13 protein-coding genes and 1 riboswitch are annotated in these 15,354 nt (G+C 64.6%); of the genes, 6 read left to right on the top strand and 7 right to left on the bottom strand.

Annotation, left to right across the window (positions count from 1 at the left end):
• Positions 1-170 precede the first annotated feature (170 nt).
• The 4 genes from RQ479_RS26055 to RQ479_RS26040 all read left to right on the top strand — a co-directional run bounded on the left by RQ479_RS26055 (position 171) and on the right by RQ479_RS26040 (position 5,415).
• Positions 171-3,578, top strand: coding sequence for a helicase-related protein (locus RQ479_RS26055; RefSeq protein WP_376702911.1), 3,408 nt, complete (start codon positions 171-173; stop codon positions 3,576-3,578).
• Between the two features lie 12 nt (positions 3,579-3,590).
• On the top strand, positions 3,591-3,977 hold the full coding sequence (locus RQ479_RS26050; RefSeq protein WP_023680553.1) for an RNA-binding S4 domain-containing protein: 387 nt from the start codon (positions 3,591-3,593) through the stop codon (positions 3,975-3,977).
• 149 nt (positions 3,978-4,126) lie between these two features.
• Positions 4,127-4,465: a ferredoxin FdxA gene (gene fdxA, locus RQ479_RS26045; protein ID WP_352465723.1), complete on the top strand. Its 339-nt coding sequence runs from the start codon at positions 4,127-4,129 to the stop codon at positions 4,463-4,465.
• Positions 4,466-4,833: 368 nt separating this feature from the next.
• Positions 4,834-5,415, top strand: coding sequence for a CarD family transcriptional regulator (locus RQ479_RS26040; RefSeq protein ID WP_006327799.1), 582 nt, complete (start codon positions 4,834-4,836; stop codon positions 5,413-5,415).
• Between the two features lie 75 nt (positions 5,416-5,490).
• Here RQ479_RS26040 and RQ479_RS26035 read toward each other — a convergent pair whose 3' ends face one another.
• The 3 genes from RQ479_RS26035 to RQ479_RS26025 all read right to left on the bottom strand — a co-directional run bounded on the left by RQ479_RS26035 (position 5,491) and on the right by RQ479_RS26025 (position 7,837).
• Positions 5,491-6,264 (bottom strand): amino acid ABC transporter ATP-binding protein, encoded by a 774-nt coding sequence (locus RQ479_RS26035; RefSeq protein ID WP_376702910.1) that lies wholly within the window; start codon positions 6,262-6,264, stop codon positions 5,491-5,493.
• Positions 6,261-6,941 (bottom strand): ABC transporter permease subunit, encoded by a 681-nt coding sequence (locus RQ479_RS26030; protein ID WP_352714396.1) that lies wholly within the window; start codon positions 6,939-6,941, stop codon positions 6,261-6,263. The genes RQ479_RS26035 and RQ479_RS26030 overlap by 4 nt, the downstream gene beginning before the upstream one ends.
• A gap of 122 nt (positions 6,942-7,063) precedes the next feature.
• Positions 7,064-7,837 (bottom strand): amino acid ABC transporter substrate-binding protein, encoded by a 774-nt coding sequence (locus RQ479_RS26025; RefSeq protein ID WP_376702909.1) that lies wholly within the window; start codon positions 7,835-7,837, stop codon positions 7,064-7,066.
• Between the two features lie 325 nt (positions 7,838-8,162).
• On the opposite strand from RQ479_RS26025, the gene RQ479_RS26020 reads away from it, so the two are divergent.
• Positions 8,163-9,020, top strand: coding sequence for an RNA polymerase factor sigma-32 (locus RQ479_RS26020; protein ID WP_031194549.1), 858 nt, complete (start codon positions 8,163-8,165; stop codon positions 9,018-9,020).
• A gap of 13 nt (positions 9,021-9,033) precedes the next feature.
• Here the strand turns inward: RQ479_RS26020 and RQ479_RS26015 are convergent, their stop codons facing one another.
• From RQ479_RS26015 to thiB, 4 genes are all read right to left on the bottom strand, one after another.
• Complete coding sequence (locus RQ479_RS26015; protein WP_376702908.1) at positions 9,034-10,503, bottom strand: M48 family metalloprotease; 1,470 nt, start codon at positions 10,501-10,503, stop codon at positions 9,034-9,036.
• A 254-nt stretch (positions 10,504-10,757) separates the two neighbouring features.
• A complete protein-coding gene (thiQ, locus tag RQ479_RS26010) occupies positions 10,758-11,549 on the bottom strand; it encodes a thiamine ABC transporter ATP-binding protein (RefSeq protein WP_376702907.1) in 792 nt (263 codons plus the stop codon).
• A complete protein-coding gene (gene thiP / locus RQ479_RS26005) occupies positions 11,546-13,162 on the bottom strand; it encodes a thiamine/thiamine pyrophosphate ABC transporter permease (RefSeq protein WP_376702906.1) in 1,617 nt (538 codons plus the stop codon). The genes thiQ and thiP overlap by 4 nt, the downstream gene beginning before the upstream one ends.
• 248 nt (positions 13,163-13,410) lie before the next feature.
• Positions 13,411-14,424, bottom strand: a complete 1,014-nt coding sequence (gene thiB, locus RQ479_RS26000) for a thiamine ABC transporter substrate binding subunit (RefSeq protein ID WP_376702905.1) — start codon at positions 14,422-14,424, stop codon at positions 13,411-13,413.
• 43 nt (positions 14,425-14,467) lie between these two features.
• A riboswitch (TPP riboswitch) is annotated at positions 14,468-14,582 on the bottom strand.
• A 127-nt stretch (positions 14,583-14,709) separates the two neighbouring features.
• Between thiB and RQ479_RS25995 the strand changes: the two genes are divergently transcribed.
• Positions 14,710-15,354, top strand: coding sequence for a thiamine diphosphokinase (locus RQ479_RS25995; protein WP_376702904.1), 645 nt, complete (start codon positions 14,710-14,712; stop codon positions 15,352-15,354).

Below are 15,354 nucleotides of genomic sequence, written 5' to 3'. Positions count from 1 at the left end.
TCCAACTGTTAATCGGGAACAGATTTTCTGGCTTTGAAGGACCAATCGGCCCGCCCTCGGCACATTCCGCTTTCGCTTCGCGCCCGAAATCCCTATGTGTCGCCTGTCATACGCGGCCAATATGGGCGCGCTCCCGACAATGCGAGGCAGAGAGCCTTATTTCCAGGCCGATGAACATCCATCCGAAACACACTGAACCGCTGATCCTGTCGGGTCGAGACGTGACGGCCGTGCTCGGCCCGACCAACACCGGCAAGACCCATCTCGCCATCGAACGCATGGTGGCGCATGAAAGCGGCGTCATCGGCCTGCCGCTCAGGCTGCTTGCCCGCGAGGTCTATACGCGGGTCTGCGAGAAGGTCGGCGCCCACAAGGTTGCGCTCATCACCGGCGAGGAAAAGATCCAGCCGGCGGGCGCGAAATACTCGGTCTGCACCGTGGAAGCGATGCCGCGCGAGACCGACGCCGCCTTCGTGGCCATCGACGAGGTCCAGCTTGCCGGCGATCTCGAACGCGGCCACATCTTCACCGATCGCATCCTGCATCTGCGCGGTCGCCAGGAGACGCTGCTGCTGGGCGCGGCCACCATGCACGGCATCCTGCAGCGCCTGCTGCGGGGCGTGTCGGTGGTGACCCGGCCGCGGCTATCGCATCTTGCCTATGCCGGCTCGAAGAAGCTGACCCGCCTGCCGCGGCGCACCGCGATCGTCGCTTTCTCGGCCGACGAGGTCTATGCCATCGCCGAGCTGATCCGCCGCCAGCAGGGCGGTGCCGCCGTCGTGCTCGGCGCACTCAGCCCGCGCACCCGTAACGCCCAGGTGGCGCTGTTCCAGTCGGGCGACGTCGACTATCTCGTCGCCACCGACGCCATCGGCATGGGCCTCAACCTCGACCTCGACCATGTCGCCTTCGCCCAGAACCGTAAATTCGACGGCTACCAGTACCGCAACCTGACGGCGGCCGAGCTCGGCCAGATTGCCGGCCGTGCCGGCCGGCATTTGCGCGACGGCACCTTCGGCGTCACCGGCCAGGTCGATCCGCTGGATGAGGAACTGGTCAAGAACATCGAGGCGCATGATTTCGATCCGGTGAAGGTGCTGCAGTGGCGTACCGCGCATTTCGATTTCGCCAACCTCGATGCGCTGAAGCGCTCGATCGAGACCAACGCCCCGGTCGAGGGCCTGACGCGCGCACTGCCGGCCGTGGACGCGCAGGCGCTCGAACATCTGTCGCGCGACGAGGACATCCGGGCACTCACCACCGATGCCAGGCGCGTGGCGCTGCTGTGGGAAGCCTGCGCGCTGCCCGACTACAGGAAGATCGCGCCGGCCCAGCACGCCGACTTGATTGCTTCCATCTACATGGACCTTGCCAGGCACGGCCATGTCGACGAGAACTACATGGCCGAGCAGGTGCGCCGTGCCGACACCACCGAAGGCGACATCGACACGCTGTCGCATAGGATTGCCCAGATCCGCACATGGACCTTCGTTTCCAACCGGCCCGGCTGGCTGGCCGATCGGGCACACTGGCAGGAAAAGACGCGCGAAATCGAAGACAGATTGTCGGATGCGCTGCATGAGCGGTTGACGAAACGTTTTGTAGACCGCAGGACTTCCGTCCTCATGCGGCGCCTTAGAGAAAACACGATGCCTGAAGCCGAAATCAGCCCAACCGGAACCGTCCTCGTCGAGGGCCACCATGTCGGCGAGTTGCAGGGTTTCCGCTTCACCGCCGACCAGAGCGCCGGCGGCGAGGACGCCAAGGCGGTGCGGGCAGCGGCGCAGAAGGCGCTTGCCGCCGAGTTCGAGGCGCGGGCCGAGCGCTTCGGCGCCTCGGCCAATGGCGACATCGCGCTGGGTTCGGATGGCACGCTGCGCTGGATCGGCGCCCCGATCGGCACGTTGGTTGCCGGCGAAGACGCTTTGAAGCCGCGTCTCGTTCTGCTCGCCGACGAGCAACTCACCGGCCCGGCCCGCGACAAGGTTGCGGCGCGCGCCGAGCGCTTCGTCAACTTCCAGATCGAATCCCTGCTGAAGCCGCTGGTCGATCTCAAGAATGCCGAGCAGATCACCGGCATCGGCCGCGGCATCGCTTTCCAGCTCGTCGAGCATTTCGGCCTCATCAACCGTCGCGACATCGCCGACGAGATGAAATCCCTCGACCAGGAAGGCCGCGCGGCGCTTCGCCGTCTCGGCGTGCGCTTCGGCGCCTACCATGTCTTCGTGCCGGCGCTGATCAAGCCGGCGCCGGCCGGGTTGATAACGCTGCTGTGGGCGCTGAGAAACGACGGCAAGGACAAACCTGGCTTCGGCGATGTCGTTCACGCACTGGCCTCCGGCCGCACCTCGGTGGTCATCGATCCGACCTTCGACAAGACCTTCTACAAGCTGGCGGGCTACCGCAATCTGGGCCGGCGTGCTGTACGCGTCGATATTCTCGAACGGCTGGCCGACCTGATCCGGCCGGCGACCAACTGGAAGCCGGGCCTCGGTCTTCGACCCGACGGCGCCTATGACGGCCAGTCCTTCATGGTGACGCCGCCGATGATGTCGATCCTCGGCGCCACCGCCGACGACATGGAAGAAATCCTGAAGGGGCTCGGCTATCGCGCCGATGTCAAACCGGCGGCCGAAGTCAAGGCGCGGCTCGAAGCACAGGACAATGCCGCGCGTGGAGCTGCCGCTGCAAAGCAGGCGGCGGAAGAGGCAACGCGAGCCGAGCAGGCGAGGATGGCGGAAGCATCTGCCGCGGTAGAGCCGCCGGCGGAGGCTTCGGAGGCTGTGTCGGATGCGGCTCCTGTTGCGGAGGCTGCAGCCGAAGCCGCGACCGAAGCGGCGGCAGAGCCTGTCGCGGAAGCTCCAGCCCCTGAAGCTGCGGCAGAAGTCACGCAAGAGACCCAGCCCGCCGCCGAGGCGATTGCTGAAGCACCTGCGGAACCAGCGGCCGAGCCAAGGGCGGAACTTGGGGCGGAAACTGAAGCTGCGGCACCGGCAGAGCCGCCGGTTTCCGACACTACGGAAGCATCGCCGGCCGAACCTGCAGCGACGGCAGGAGCCGTCGCCGGCGAAGCTGCCCCAGAGGCGGAGGAGCCAAAACCTATCCTGTTGTGGCGGCAGGGTCGTTTCGACCAGCGCCCGCGTCATCGCCAGCATGACAACCGCCCCCGGGACAATCATCGGGACAGTCGCGCGCGCAATGGTCAAGCTGCGCCGGACGGCCGCAGCGATGCGCCGGTGGATGCCGGCGGGCAACCGACGCCGGGCGACCGGCCCGCCCGTCAGGGGCGGCACGACCAGCGCGACGGCGCCGGCAAGCCGCGCTTCGACCGCAGCAAGTTCAAGCCTAAACTGCAAGGCGAGGCTGGAGAGCAGCGCGCCGGCAAGCCGCAAGGCGAACGCCCAGACCGGCGCGAAAACCGGCCCGACTGGAAGGCTGGCCGGCAGGACGGCAAAGGCGGCGCCCAAGGCGGAAAGCCCGCCTTCCAGCCAAAGCCGCGTGAGGAACGCCCGGTCCGCTTCGATCCGGACTCGCCCTTCGCCAAGCTCGCCGCGTTGCGCGACCAGCTGAAGAAGTAAGCTGCTCGTCCGATGGTCACTGATGCCCGCCAGCGCATCGACAAGTGGCTGTTCTTCTCGCGCGCGGTAAAATCGCGCACGCTGGCAGCCAAGCTGGTTGTCGCCGGACGCGTCCGCATCAATCGCGACAAAGCAGCGCAGGCCTCCGATACGGTCCGGCCGGGCGATGTTTTGACCATCACGCTGGAGCGGCGGATCTTCGTTTGGAAAGTCCTTGGCACCGGCGTACGGCGTGGCCCGGCCGAAGAAGCCCGCCTGCTCTACGAGGACATGTCGCCGCCCCCCGCGCCCAAGGGCGAGGCGCTTCCCGATGCGGTGCCGCCGTTGCGCGAGGCCGGCAGCGGTCGCCCGACGAAGAAAGAACGCCGCCAGACCGACCACCTGCTCGGCGACGATTGAGCAAGGTCGAACTTCCGCTTTGCCGGCCCGCTGGAATTCCATTCCGGAAAACCGCGGCACCGCTGGTAAGGGCCGCCCTTGCCACCAGCGGACAAAGGCGTTACCTCACCAAAAAAGCCCAACAAAATGGGACGTCCCGGAGCCGACCAATGACCTATGTCGTGACCGACAATTGCATAAAATGCAAATACATGGACTGCATCGAGGTCTGTCCGGTCGACTGCTTCTACGAAGGTGAGAACATGCTCGTCATCCACCCGGACGAGTGCATCGATTGCGGCGTCTGCGAACCGGAATGCCCGGCCGACGCGATCAAGCCCGACACCGAGTCGGGCCTCGACAAATGGCTGCAGATCAACACCGAATATGCCGAGAAATGGCCCAACATCACCGCCAAGAAGGAGCCGCCGGCCGACGCTAAAGACTTCGATGGCGAAACTGGCAAATTCGAGAAATATTTCTCCCCGGAGCCCGGCGAAGGCGATTGACGAGCCTGCCGGCTGCGGCGGCCTGACGTCGCGTAACAGACGTGATACATTAACTGCCTTGACAGGCGGCGACGGCGCGTGGCCTTCGCGCGTGCAGCAAAACCTTGATTCTTCCGACTTTTTGTGTTACATCAACCAAACATGCCGGTGACACAACGTCGATTTATGGCGCAAACGCCCCAAATCACTGAAAGGTGAATTTCTCAATCCGGACCAGAGCGATCTGGGGCAGGCGGTCGCAATGTTGCGATTTGCCGGTCCTGGCCTTTCCGGTGAGTTCATCGTTGTGCGGCTAAGGACCGGTCACCCCGGTCGCACGAGTTCGGGCCGGCACGATGCCGGTACCACAACAAGGAGTTCAGGGCGTAATGGCAACGATCACCCCGCAGAAGAAGTCCACCGCAGCGCGCCACGGTTTCAAGACCGGCGAGTACATCGTCTATCCGGCGCATGGTGTCGGCCAGATCGTCTCGATCGATGAGCAGGAAGTCGCGGGCCACAAGCTGGAACTGTTCGTCATCGACTTCCAGAAGGACAAGATGCGCCTCAAGGTGCCGGTCGCCAAGGCGACCTCGATCGGCATGCGCAAGCTGTCGGAGGAGGATTATGTCGAGCGCGCGCTGAAGGTCGTGCAGGGCCGCGCCCGCGTCAAGCGCACCATGTGGTCGCGCCGCGCCCAGGAATATGATGCCAAGATCAACTCCGGCGATCTGATCTCGATCTCGGAAGTGGTGCGCGACCTTTATCGCGCCGACAACCAGCCGGAGCAGTCCTATTCCGAACGCCAGCTCTACGAGGCGGCGCTTGACCGCATGGCCCGCGAGATCGCGGCCGTCAACCGCATGTCGGAGACCGAAGCGGTGCGCCTCATCGAGGTGAACCTCAACAAGGGCCCGAAGCGCGGCGCCAAAGCCGACAACGAGGAAGCCGAGCAGGAAGAGGCTGCTTGAGCTTTTTGCTTTCGAATTCAGAAAAACCCGGCCTCGCGCCGGGTTTTTTGTTTTGGCTGACTGGCGATGGCCATTCTAGCGCTCGCCACCGGCCTCCCTTTCCGCCTCGTGCTTCAGCGTCGCGATAAACCGCTTGGTCCGCTGGCGTTCCGGGTTGCTGAACAGCACCGCGGCCGGGCCTTGTTCGACGATGTTGCCGGCATCGAGGAACACCACTTCCCGCGCGATCTTCGAGGCGAGCCGCAGATCATGCGTCGCCATCACCATGGTCGTGCCCTCGCTGGCGAGCTTGCCGAGAACATCGACCACCTCCTGCGCCAGTTCCGGATCGAGCGCCGAGGTCGGCTCGTCGCAGAGCAGGACTTTCGGCGAAGGCGCCAGCGCCCGGGCAATCGCCACGCGCTGCTGCTGGCCACCTGACAGCGTTGCCGGCCAGGCATCGGCCTTGTGCGCCATGCCGACCTTTTCGAGCAGGGCGAGCGCCCGTTCGCGCGCCCTCTCCCTGGGCCATTTCAGCACCGTCACCAGCCCCTCCATGATGTTCTCGATCGCGGTGCGATGCGGAAACAACTGGAAATTCTGGAACACCATGCCGGTCTGCAGCCGCAGCCGCTGGATATCCCTGGTCGAGACCCTGCCGCCGGGGTGGAATTCGAGTGCATCGTCGCCGATCCGCACCGTGCCTGAAGTCGGCAGCTCGAGCAGGTTGATGCAGCGCAAAAGCGTGCTCTTCCCGCCGCCCGACGGCCCGACAAGCGCCGTGACGCTGCCTTCCTCGATGGTGACGGTCACGCCCTTCAGCACCAAATTGTCGCCGAAACGCTTTTCGATGTTGGTGAGGCCGATCATGCGCGCGCCTCCAGGAAGCCGCCATAGCGGTTGAGCCGCGTTTCCAGCCGCGCCTGCAAGGCCGACAGCACGGAGCTCATGACCAGATAGAGGGCCGCTGCCTCGACATAGAGGATCAGCGGCTCATAGGTGGTGGCGACGATGCGCTGCGCCGCCTGGAACATCTCCGGCACGGTGATGGCGGCGGCAAGCGAAGTGTCCTTGACCAGCGAGATGAAGGTGTTGGACAGCGGCGGCACGGCGACGCGCCCCGCTTGTGGGAGAATGGTGCGCCGCATTGCCTGGGCCCAGGTCATGCCAATCGAATAGGCCGCTTCCCACTGGCCCTTGGGCACCGAACCGATGACGGCGCGGATGATTTCCGACGAATAGGCACCGATGTTCAAGGTGAAGCCGATCAGTGCTGCCGGAAAGGCGTCGAGCAGGATGCCGATCGATGGCAGGCCGTAGAAGATAAGGAACAGTTGCACGAGAAGCGGCGTGCCGCGGAATATCCAGACGTAGAAGCGGACCACGGCGACCAGCGGTTTGGGACCGAACAGCCGGACAAGCGCCACGACCAGGCCGAGAACAAGACCGAATGCAAACGACAGCAGCGTCAACGGCACGGTGAAGATCAGTGCAGCCCACAGCAGCGTAGGCAGGGATTCCAGCATCAATTGCAGCCAGTGCGGCACGAAGGCTCCTCCTTGCCAGATTGCCGTCGCTCATATCACGCGAAAGCGGCGGGCCGTCAAAAGACAGCTCGCCGCGATATGAACGACGCGGGCCGGCGTTCGGCCCACACGAGAAAGCCGTTTTACTTCGAAACGTCCTGGCCGAAATAGGTGTCGGCGATTTTCTGGTAGGTGCCGTCGGCCTTGATGTCGGCCAGCGCCTTATTGATGGCGGCCACCAGTTCCGGATCGCCCTTGCGCACGATGACGCCGGAATAGTCGGCGTTTTCTTCCTGGGCGGCAATCTTCACATTGGCGTCTGGCTTGTGCTTCTTGAAATCGAGGAAGGATAGGCTGTCGTTGATGGTGGCGTCGGCGCGGCCCGTAAGAAGCAGCTGGATCGACTGGTCGAAGCCGTCGGTGCCGACGAGTTCGGCGCCGTTGGTTTCAGCCAGCTTGCCGAAATTCGAAGTCAGCGACTGCGCCGCCTTCTTGCCCTTGAGGTCGGCGAAACCCTTGATGTCGGTGTTGTCGCCGCGCACGATCAGCACCGCCTTGGAGGCGATGTAAGGATCGGAGAAATCATATTTGGCCTTGCGCGCCTCGGTGATGCCGACCTCGTTGATGACGGCATCGTAGCGGTTGGCGTCGAGACCGGCGATCAGCCCGTCCCATTTGCCTTCGAGGAACTGGGCTTTGACGCCGAGGCGCTCGGCGATGGCCCGCGCGATCTCGACGTCGAAGCCAACCAGCGCGCCGGAAGCATCATGATAGGTGAAGGGCGCATAGGTTCCTTCCGTGCCAACCTTGAAGACGCCGGACTGCTTGATCTGGTCGAGATTGGCGCCGGCATGACTTGCGGCGATGGCCAGAAGCTGGAGCGTTCCGGCGATAATGAGCGACTTGAGCCATTTCATTTTTCTGTGATCCCGTCCTTGGCCGATGTCCGGCGTCATTGCGAGTGCCGGAAAATGACAGATGCGCGATGCCAGAATAAGAAACTAAATTTCAAAAATCTCGCGCCCTTGAAATCCCATTCTCAACCAGCATCTCCCGGCGCCATCCGGCTGAGTCAAGGCCGGTGGTGAATCGCCTGGAACAGCGCAATCGACATGACAGTCCGGGGGAACATTCCCCCGCATGGCACGTTCTTGGCTGTTGTAGGGCGCGGTGCCGCCATTTCAACCATCGGCGCCAACTCACGATTCGATCGCACCGCAACGCCTGAAGCAGGAGCGCGGCATGATGCAAGACAGTGCAGGACGGACCATGGTTCGCGCGGCGATGAAAGCCCCTTATCTGGAACGTGACGAAGAGCATCTCCTGGCGCTGCGCTGGAAGGAAAACAATGACCAGCACGCGCTGCACCGCATCACCGTCGCGCATATGCGGCTGGTCATTTCCATGGCGTCGCGGTTTCGCCACTACGGCCTTCCCCTGGGCGACCTGATCCAGGAAGGCCATGTCGGGCTGCTGGAGGCAGCGGCCCGTTTCGAGCCCGAGCGCGAGGTGCGGTTCTCGACCTATGCGACCTGGTGGATCCGCGCCTCGATGCAGGACTATATCCTGCGCAACTGGTCGATCGTGCGCGGCGGCACCAGCTCGGCGCAAAAGGCGCTGTTCTTCAACCTGCGGCGCCTGCGCGCCCGCCTGGCAAACGGCGCCGAGCAGACGTCGAATGCCACGCTCTACCGCGAAGTGTCTGCGGCTCTCGGGGTATCCGAGGCCGATGTGGCGATGATGGATTCCCGGCTTTCGGCGCCGGACAGCTCGCTCAACACGCCGCTTGCCGACGATGCGGGCGCAACCGAGCGGATGGAGTTCCTGGTTTCGGATGACCCGCTGCCCGACGAGGTCGTTGGCGATACGATCGACGTCGAGCGCCGCTCGGTTTGGCTGAAGACGGCACTCGGCGCGCTCAATGCACGAGAACTCAGGATTATCGAGGAGCGCCGGCTGAGCGACGAGGGCGCGACGCTCGAAGCACTCGGCGAAACGCTCGGCATCTCCAAGGAACGTGTCCGCCAGATCGAGGCGCGCGCCATGGAAAAACTCAAGGCGGCGCTGGTGAAGCAGAATCCGGAATTTCTCGCCGCCTGAATCGCGTCGGCTGCTATTTGTCGGTGACGATCTTGACCTTGTCGCCGGCCGAAACCGCGGCACCCGGCGACAGCGCGTTGAGCACCCTGAACAAATCCAGCTTGCGGTCGACGCCGACCATCTGTGCGGCCAGGGAGCCCATTGTCTGGCCGGGCTGCACCGTGACGATGCGGATACGCAGCGGCTTCAACGCCGCCTTCTCGGCAGCACTCAGGATGCGGAACGAGCCGCTGACCGAGCGCGCCACCGGGCTCAGCGAGGTGCTGGCCGAAGGCGCCGCTGTCAGCAAGCGGTAGACCTGGCCGCCGGCGCGGATCACCGCAATGTCGAATTGCCAGCCATCGGCGCCGGCATGCGCGGTTGCCGCTTCGTTGCCGTTGATCGTCTCCTGGCGCACGCTGCTCTCGTCGAGGCCGGCAACCCAGCCGCTGCGGATGTAGTCGGTCAGCGAGCGGTCCTTGTCGATCGAGACGCCGTCGAAGCGGATTGCGATGTCGCCCGGGCCTGTGGCCGTCACCGCCGCCGCCGAATTGTCGATGATGAAGCCGTTGGGCACCGAGAACGACACGCCGAGGCCAGGATGCAGGAAGGTTTCGCCGCGCACATAGCCTTCCTCCGGCGTGTCGCCGTAAAGCAGCCCGTCTATGCCAGCAAGGAATGAATCGCGGTCGCGCGACCCGACACCGGGCGCGCCGAACTGGCGGGCGTGGCGCTGCGCGAGATCGATACGCTGCGGCGTGTTGGGGTGCGTCGCCAGGAAGTCGAGGCTGGCGTCGGTGGCGCCGCTGATGGAACGGAAATCGGTATAGGCCGACATCGACTGCAAGAAGCGGCCGGCGGCGTAGGGATCGAAACCGGCCTCGCCGATCGACTTGATGCCGATGGCATCGGCCTCCAGCTCCTGATTGCGCGAGAACTGCGCCAGCCTAAGCTTGCCGCGGACCAGCGCCGCCTTGGCCGTCGGGTTGTCGCCGAGCACATCCGAAACGACCTTGGTCGCCAACCCCTCTTCCGCTTCCAGCTGCTGGCGCTGCAGACCATGATTGGCCGTAACGTGGCCCATCTCATGCGCAATGACGGCGGCAAGCTCGGCTGAATCGTTGGCCAATGCCAGCAGGCCGCGGGTGATGTAGAGATAGCCGCCCGGCAGCGCGAAGGCATTGACGTTGGGCGAGTTGAGGATGGTGATGCGGTAAGTCTGGGTCGGGTTGGCCGACACCACGGTCAGTCTGCCGACGACCTTGGCCACCATGCGCTCGAGCTTGGGGTCGGAATACTCACCGCCATAGGTGGCAAGGATGCGCGGGTGCTGCGCCTTCGCCAGTTGGGCGAGCTTGCTGTTGGCGGCGACATTGTCGACCGTGATCGGCTTGTCTGAGGGCTGGAAGCCCGATTCCTGCACGTCGGGAGGCGTGAACATCTGGCAGCTTGCCAGCGCCACGGCAAGACCGGCCAGCGCCAGAAAGCGCGCCAGCGGTTTCACCCTCCGATTGTCGATGCCGGTCGGCAGATCGGCTTCCTTTCAAGTCCTGGGACGTGACCACGAAAATCGGGCGCGATTTCCGGAAAGCATCACGCGCAAAATCAAGTGCTACGGCGTCCTTCGTGCGTCCGACAGATACGAGGCAGCAAGGGCAAATCACGGTCTAGGCCGGACCAGCTCCTGGCGGACCTAGCCACACTACCTCGACCATGGCAAGCAAGCGCCGCTTCGCCTTCCGCCGGTTTGACCATAAATTATGTCCGCTTCCGGGCAACATCTCGTGATCCGGCCGCAAACGGACCCGAGCCGATATAGCGTCGGAATGCCTCCGGTCCAGCCCCGACGAAAAAATCAGCGGCGGTGCCCGTCGCGGCAACTGTGCCACCATCCAGGAAAACCATGTTTTGGCCGATACGGCGCGCATCGTCCGGCTGGTGCGTGACGAATAGCACCGTCATGCGCTGCTCCGAATGGACGTCGGTCACCAGGTCGAGCATGTCGTCGCGCAGTGCCGGTCCGAGCGAAGCGAACGGCTCGTCGAGCAACAGCACCGGTCGGTCGCGCACCAGGACCCGGGCGAGCGCGACGCGCTGCCGCTCGCCGCCGGAGAGTTCGCGCGGCAGCCGGCTTTCCTTGCCGGCAAGGCCGACGCGCTTCAGCGCTGCGGCGATTGCGGCGCGATCGGCCTCGCTCAGCCTGAGCGAAGGCGAGCGGCCGAGCCCGACATTCTGGTCGACGGAAAGATGGGCAAACAGGTTGTTTTCCTGGAACACCATCGATACCGGCCGCGCTGAAGGCGGCGCAGTGCTGACATCGGCGCCACCGATCAGCACCCGGCCCGACCGCGGCGCCTCGAAACCGGCCACCAGATTGAGCAGCGTCGACTTTCCCGAACCGCTCGGCCCCATGATGGCGGTGATCTCCGCCGCCGGGAAATCGACATCGAATGTAAGCGGCGTTTCACCATAGCTGAACGAGACATTGTCGAGCCGCACCGCCGCGCCTTTTTCCACCGAAATGGACCGTTCCGGGCTGATCGGCATCATGATTTCTCCCTCCTTCCCAGCAAGTCCGCGGTCAGCACCAGCGCCAGGCAGACAAGGCCGAGCAGCAGCGCCAGCCCGGCCGCATCCTCGGTGCGGTAACTGCCCATGCGCGCCAGCAGCAGGTAGGGCAAGGTCTGCACGGAATCGCTGCCGAACAGCGCAATGACGCCGAGATCGCCGAGCGACAGCGCCATTGCGAAAGCGAAGCCGGTGGCGAGCGGCCGCCGCAGCGACGGCCAGTCGACCAGCCGCAACCGGTTCCAGCCCGAGATGCCAAGCTGTGCGCAGAGCCGTTCGTGGCGTTCGCTCGCCGCGTCATAGGCAGGGCGGATGACGCGGATGGCGAAGGGCATCGCCATCACCGCATTGACCGCAACGACCATGACGGGGGCGATCGCAAAGACATCGCTGACGGTGCGCAAGAGCAGGAACCAGCCGGCGCCGATGACGATGGGCGGCACCACCAGGACGAACCCCGCACCGGTGTCGGCCAGATGTTCGAGCGGTGTCCGCCGGCCGGTCCGCCGGGTGAGCGCCAGCGCCCGGCGCGCCAGGACCAGCGACAGCGACAACGCCACAGAGAGCAGCGCCGACAGGAGCGAGAGCACGGCACTGGTCGCCGTCGCTTGCCGCACCGCGCTCTCGCCGGCCAGGCGGCCGAGATCGGCGCCAAGCCCGGCCGCCAGCGTGGCCGCCATCGGCCCGGCGACAAACAGCAGTGCCAGCCCGATCACCAGTGCGTTCAGCCCGGTCTCGCCCGCACCGGCTGAAAAATACCGGCGCGGCGCCACCGATAGATTGGCGTCGCCGACCATATTGGCGCCAAGCCGCGTCAATGCCAGCACGACGACGAAGGTCAGGGCAATTTGCAGCAGGGTGAGCGTCACCGCCCGCGCCGGGTCGAAGTCGAAACGCAGCGCCTGGTAGATGGCGACCTCCAGCGTCGTCGCCCGCGGCCCGCCGCCCAGCGTGAGCACGATGGTGAAGGATGTGATGCACAGCATGAAGACAAGCCCGGCGACCCCCGGCAGTGCCACGCGCAGCGTCGGCCATTCGATCAGCCGGAAGGCGGGTCTGGCGCCTATGCCGAGCTGGCTCGCCAGCCGCCATTGGTCGCCCGGCACGGTCTGCAACGCTTCCAGGAACAGCCGCGTTGCCAGCGGCAGGTTGAAAAAGACGTGGGCGACGAGAATGCCCGACAGGCCGTAGATGCCGGGCCAGCTCTGCCCGCCAATCGCGCTGAGCGTGCCGGCAAAATAGCCGGCGCGGCCATAGAGCGCCAGGACACCGAGTGCGGCAACAATGGCCGGCAGCGCCAGCGGCACGGCGAAAAGCTGCAGGATGAAGCCTCGCCCGAAAAACTGTGGGTGCCTCGACAGGGCACGCGCGACGAACAGCGCCGGCGCGACAGAGAGCAGCGTCGAAAGGACCGCCTGCCAGAGCGTGAAACGGGCGACGCGCAAGAGATAGGAATCGAAAGCGGAGGCGGCGCCGGACAGGTCGCGTGTGGCTTCGACGACGAGCCCGGCGAATGCCCCGCCGATCAGCAGCGCGATGGCGGCGAGCGCGACGATGCCGGCAGTGACGCGGGAGTCAGGACGGCGAGCCTGCATTTCGCGCTACCCAGCTTAACGATGGGTGCTGAGAGGAGGAACTTGGCTGAGGTCGTGTTCCCGCCCACCCCCCTCTGGCCTGCCGGCCATCTCCCCCGCAAGGGGGGAGATCGGCAGCTTCGTTGCCCCGCTCATTCCTGCCGCAGTGGAGATTGGCGAAAGCGGCTGAGAGCTCAATCTCCCCCCTTGCGGGGGAGATGGCCGGCAGGCCAGAGGGGGGTGGGCGGGAACGAACACCATATGGAATCCTACTTGCTCATCGCCGCAAGCCACTCATCGACCCAGGCCTTGCGGTTGGCCGCGACTTCCTCCGGGCTGAACAGCAAGGTCTTGGTCGGTTTGACAAGCTTGTCGAACGCCGGGTTGAGCGGCTTGTCGGTTTTGCCGGCCGGGAACATCCAGTTGGTTTCGGGAATGACGTCCTGGAATTTCGGTCCGGTCATGAAGGCAATGAACTTTTCCGCCAGCGGGTTCTTCGCACCCTTGGTGGTGATCCCCGCAACCTCGATCTGCAGATATTCGCCCTCCTCGAAGGACGCCGCCTGGTAGCGCTCGGTGTTTTCGGCAACCATGTGGTAGGCCGGCGAGGTGGTGTAGGACAGCACCATCGGCGCCTCGCCCTTGGTGAACAGGCCGTAGGCCTCGCTCCAGCCCGGCGTCACCGTCAGCACCTTTGCCTTGAGTTTGGCCCAGGCTTCCGGCGCCTTGTCGCCATAGACCGACTTGACCCACAACAGCAGGCCAAGGCCCGGCGTCGAGGTGCGCGGATCCTGGATGACGATCTTGTCGCCGGCATCGCCCTCGACCAATTCCCTGAGGCTCTTCGGCGGGCTCTTCAGTTTTTCGGTATCGTAGACGACGGCAAAATAGCCATAGTCGAACGGCACGAAGATATCGTCGCTCCAGCCGCCCGGCACGCTGACGCCCGACACAGCGCCGTGCGGCGAAAACAGGCCGGTTGCCTTGGCGTCCGCAGTCAAATTGGTATCGAGGCCAAGCACGATATCGGCCTTGGTCGCGGCGCCTTCCAGCTTCACACGGTTGAGCAGCGCGACGCCGTCGGCGGCCGAGACGAATTCGACGACGCAGTTGCATTCGGCCTCGAAGGCCTTCTTCACCGCCGGTCCCGGACCCCACTCGGCGGTAAAGCTTTCATAGGTATAGACGGTCAGCTTATCCTGTGCCGATGCCTGCCCTGGCAGGGCCAGCGCGGATGCTGCAAGCAGGATAATCGAGACAAGAGAGTGGAAAAAACTGCGCATCGGCGCCTCCTTCGTTCGCGTTGAAAGGAATTGAGGCGTCGGGCTGTCCGAAACGTCTAATCCCTCCGCCGGTACAAACCGGATCAGGTTCAGCGGGTTGGCAGTCTTGCCTCTCAGCCGGTCCGCGAAGATCGCGTCCGGCACCCCGTTAGAGCGTTGCGACACATAGGCCCGGCCGAAGTGCTGCGCAAGCGGAAGTTTGCCGAGCATCCAAAGCCCAGCCTTCCGTTTCGTCTGCCGTTTCATCTTCCGTTTCCGGGGCAGGGCTGGTAAGGGCCACGAGATATGAGCACATTCACCATCCTGCTTGGCGGCGATCTCATCCGCACGCCGCTGCTCGACCGCCAGGTCGAAGGCTCCCGCGTTATCGCCGCCGATGCCGGCATCGGCCATGCCCGCATGCTGGGCCTGAGGCCGGAACTCTGGGTCGGCGATTTCGATTCGGTGCCTGCCGATTTGCCGGAGGATCTGGCCGCCGTGCCACGGCAGGTGTTTCCCGCCGAAAAGGACAAGACCGACGGTGAACTCGCTATCGCCGCCGCGCTCGAACGCGGTGCTACCAGCCTTGTGCTCGCAGGCGCCTTCGGCGGCAAACGCACCGACCACATCTTCCTGCATCTGGCGCTGAGCGTCCGGCTGGCGGAAGGCGGAACGGAAGTGCTTTTGACCAGCGGCGCACAGGAAGGCATTCCCTTGCTGCCCGGAAAGGTTGGCTTCGACTATGCCGACGGCACACTGTTTTCGGTGCTCGGCTTCTCCGATCTCGCCGGCCTGAGCGTCGCCGGTGCCAAATGGCCGCTCGACCATGTCGAGGTTGCGTTCGGCTCGTCGCTGACCATTTCCAACGAGGTCAGGGGCCGGCTGGAAATCGCGCTGGCCAGCGGCCGGGCGCTGCTGCTCGCGCATCCTTTTCCCCTACCTGAAAGCTGA

This window comes from Mesorhizobium sp. ISC25 (assembly GCF_042295465.1).
Lineage (GTDB): Bacteria > Pseudomonadota > Alphaproteobacteria > Rhizobiales > Rhizobiaceae > Mesorhizobium.
The sequence above is the reverse complement of the archived record's forward strand: the minus strand, read 5'-3'. Positions and strand labels throughout refer to the sequence as shown.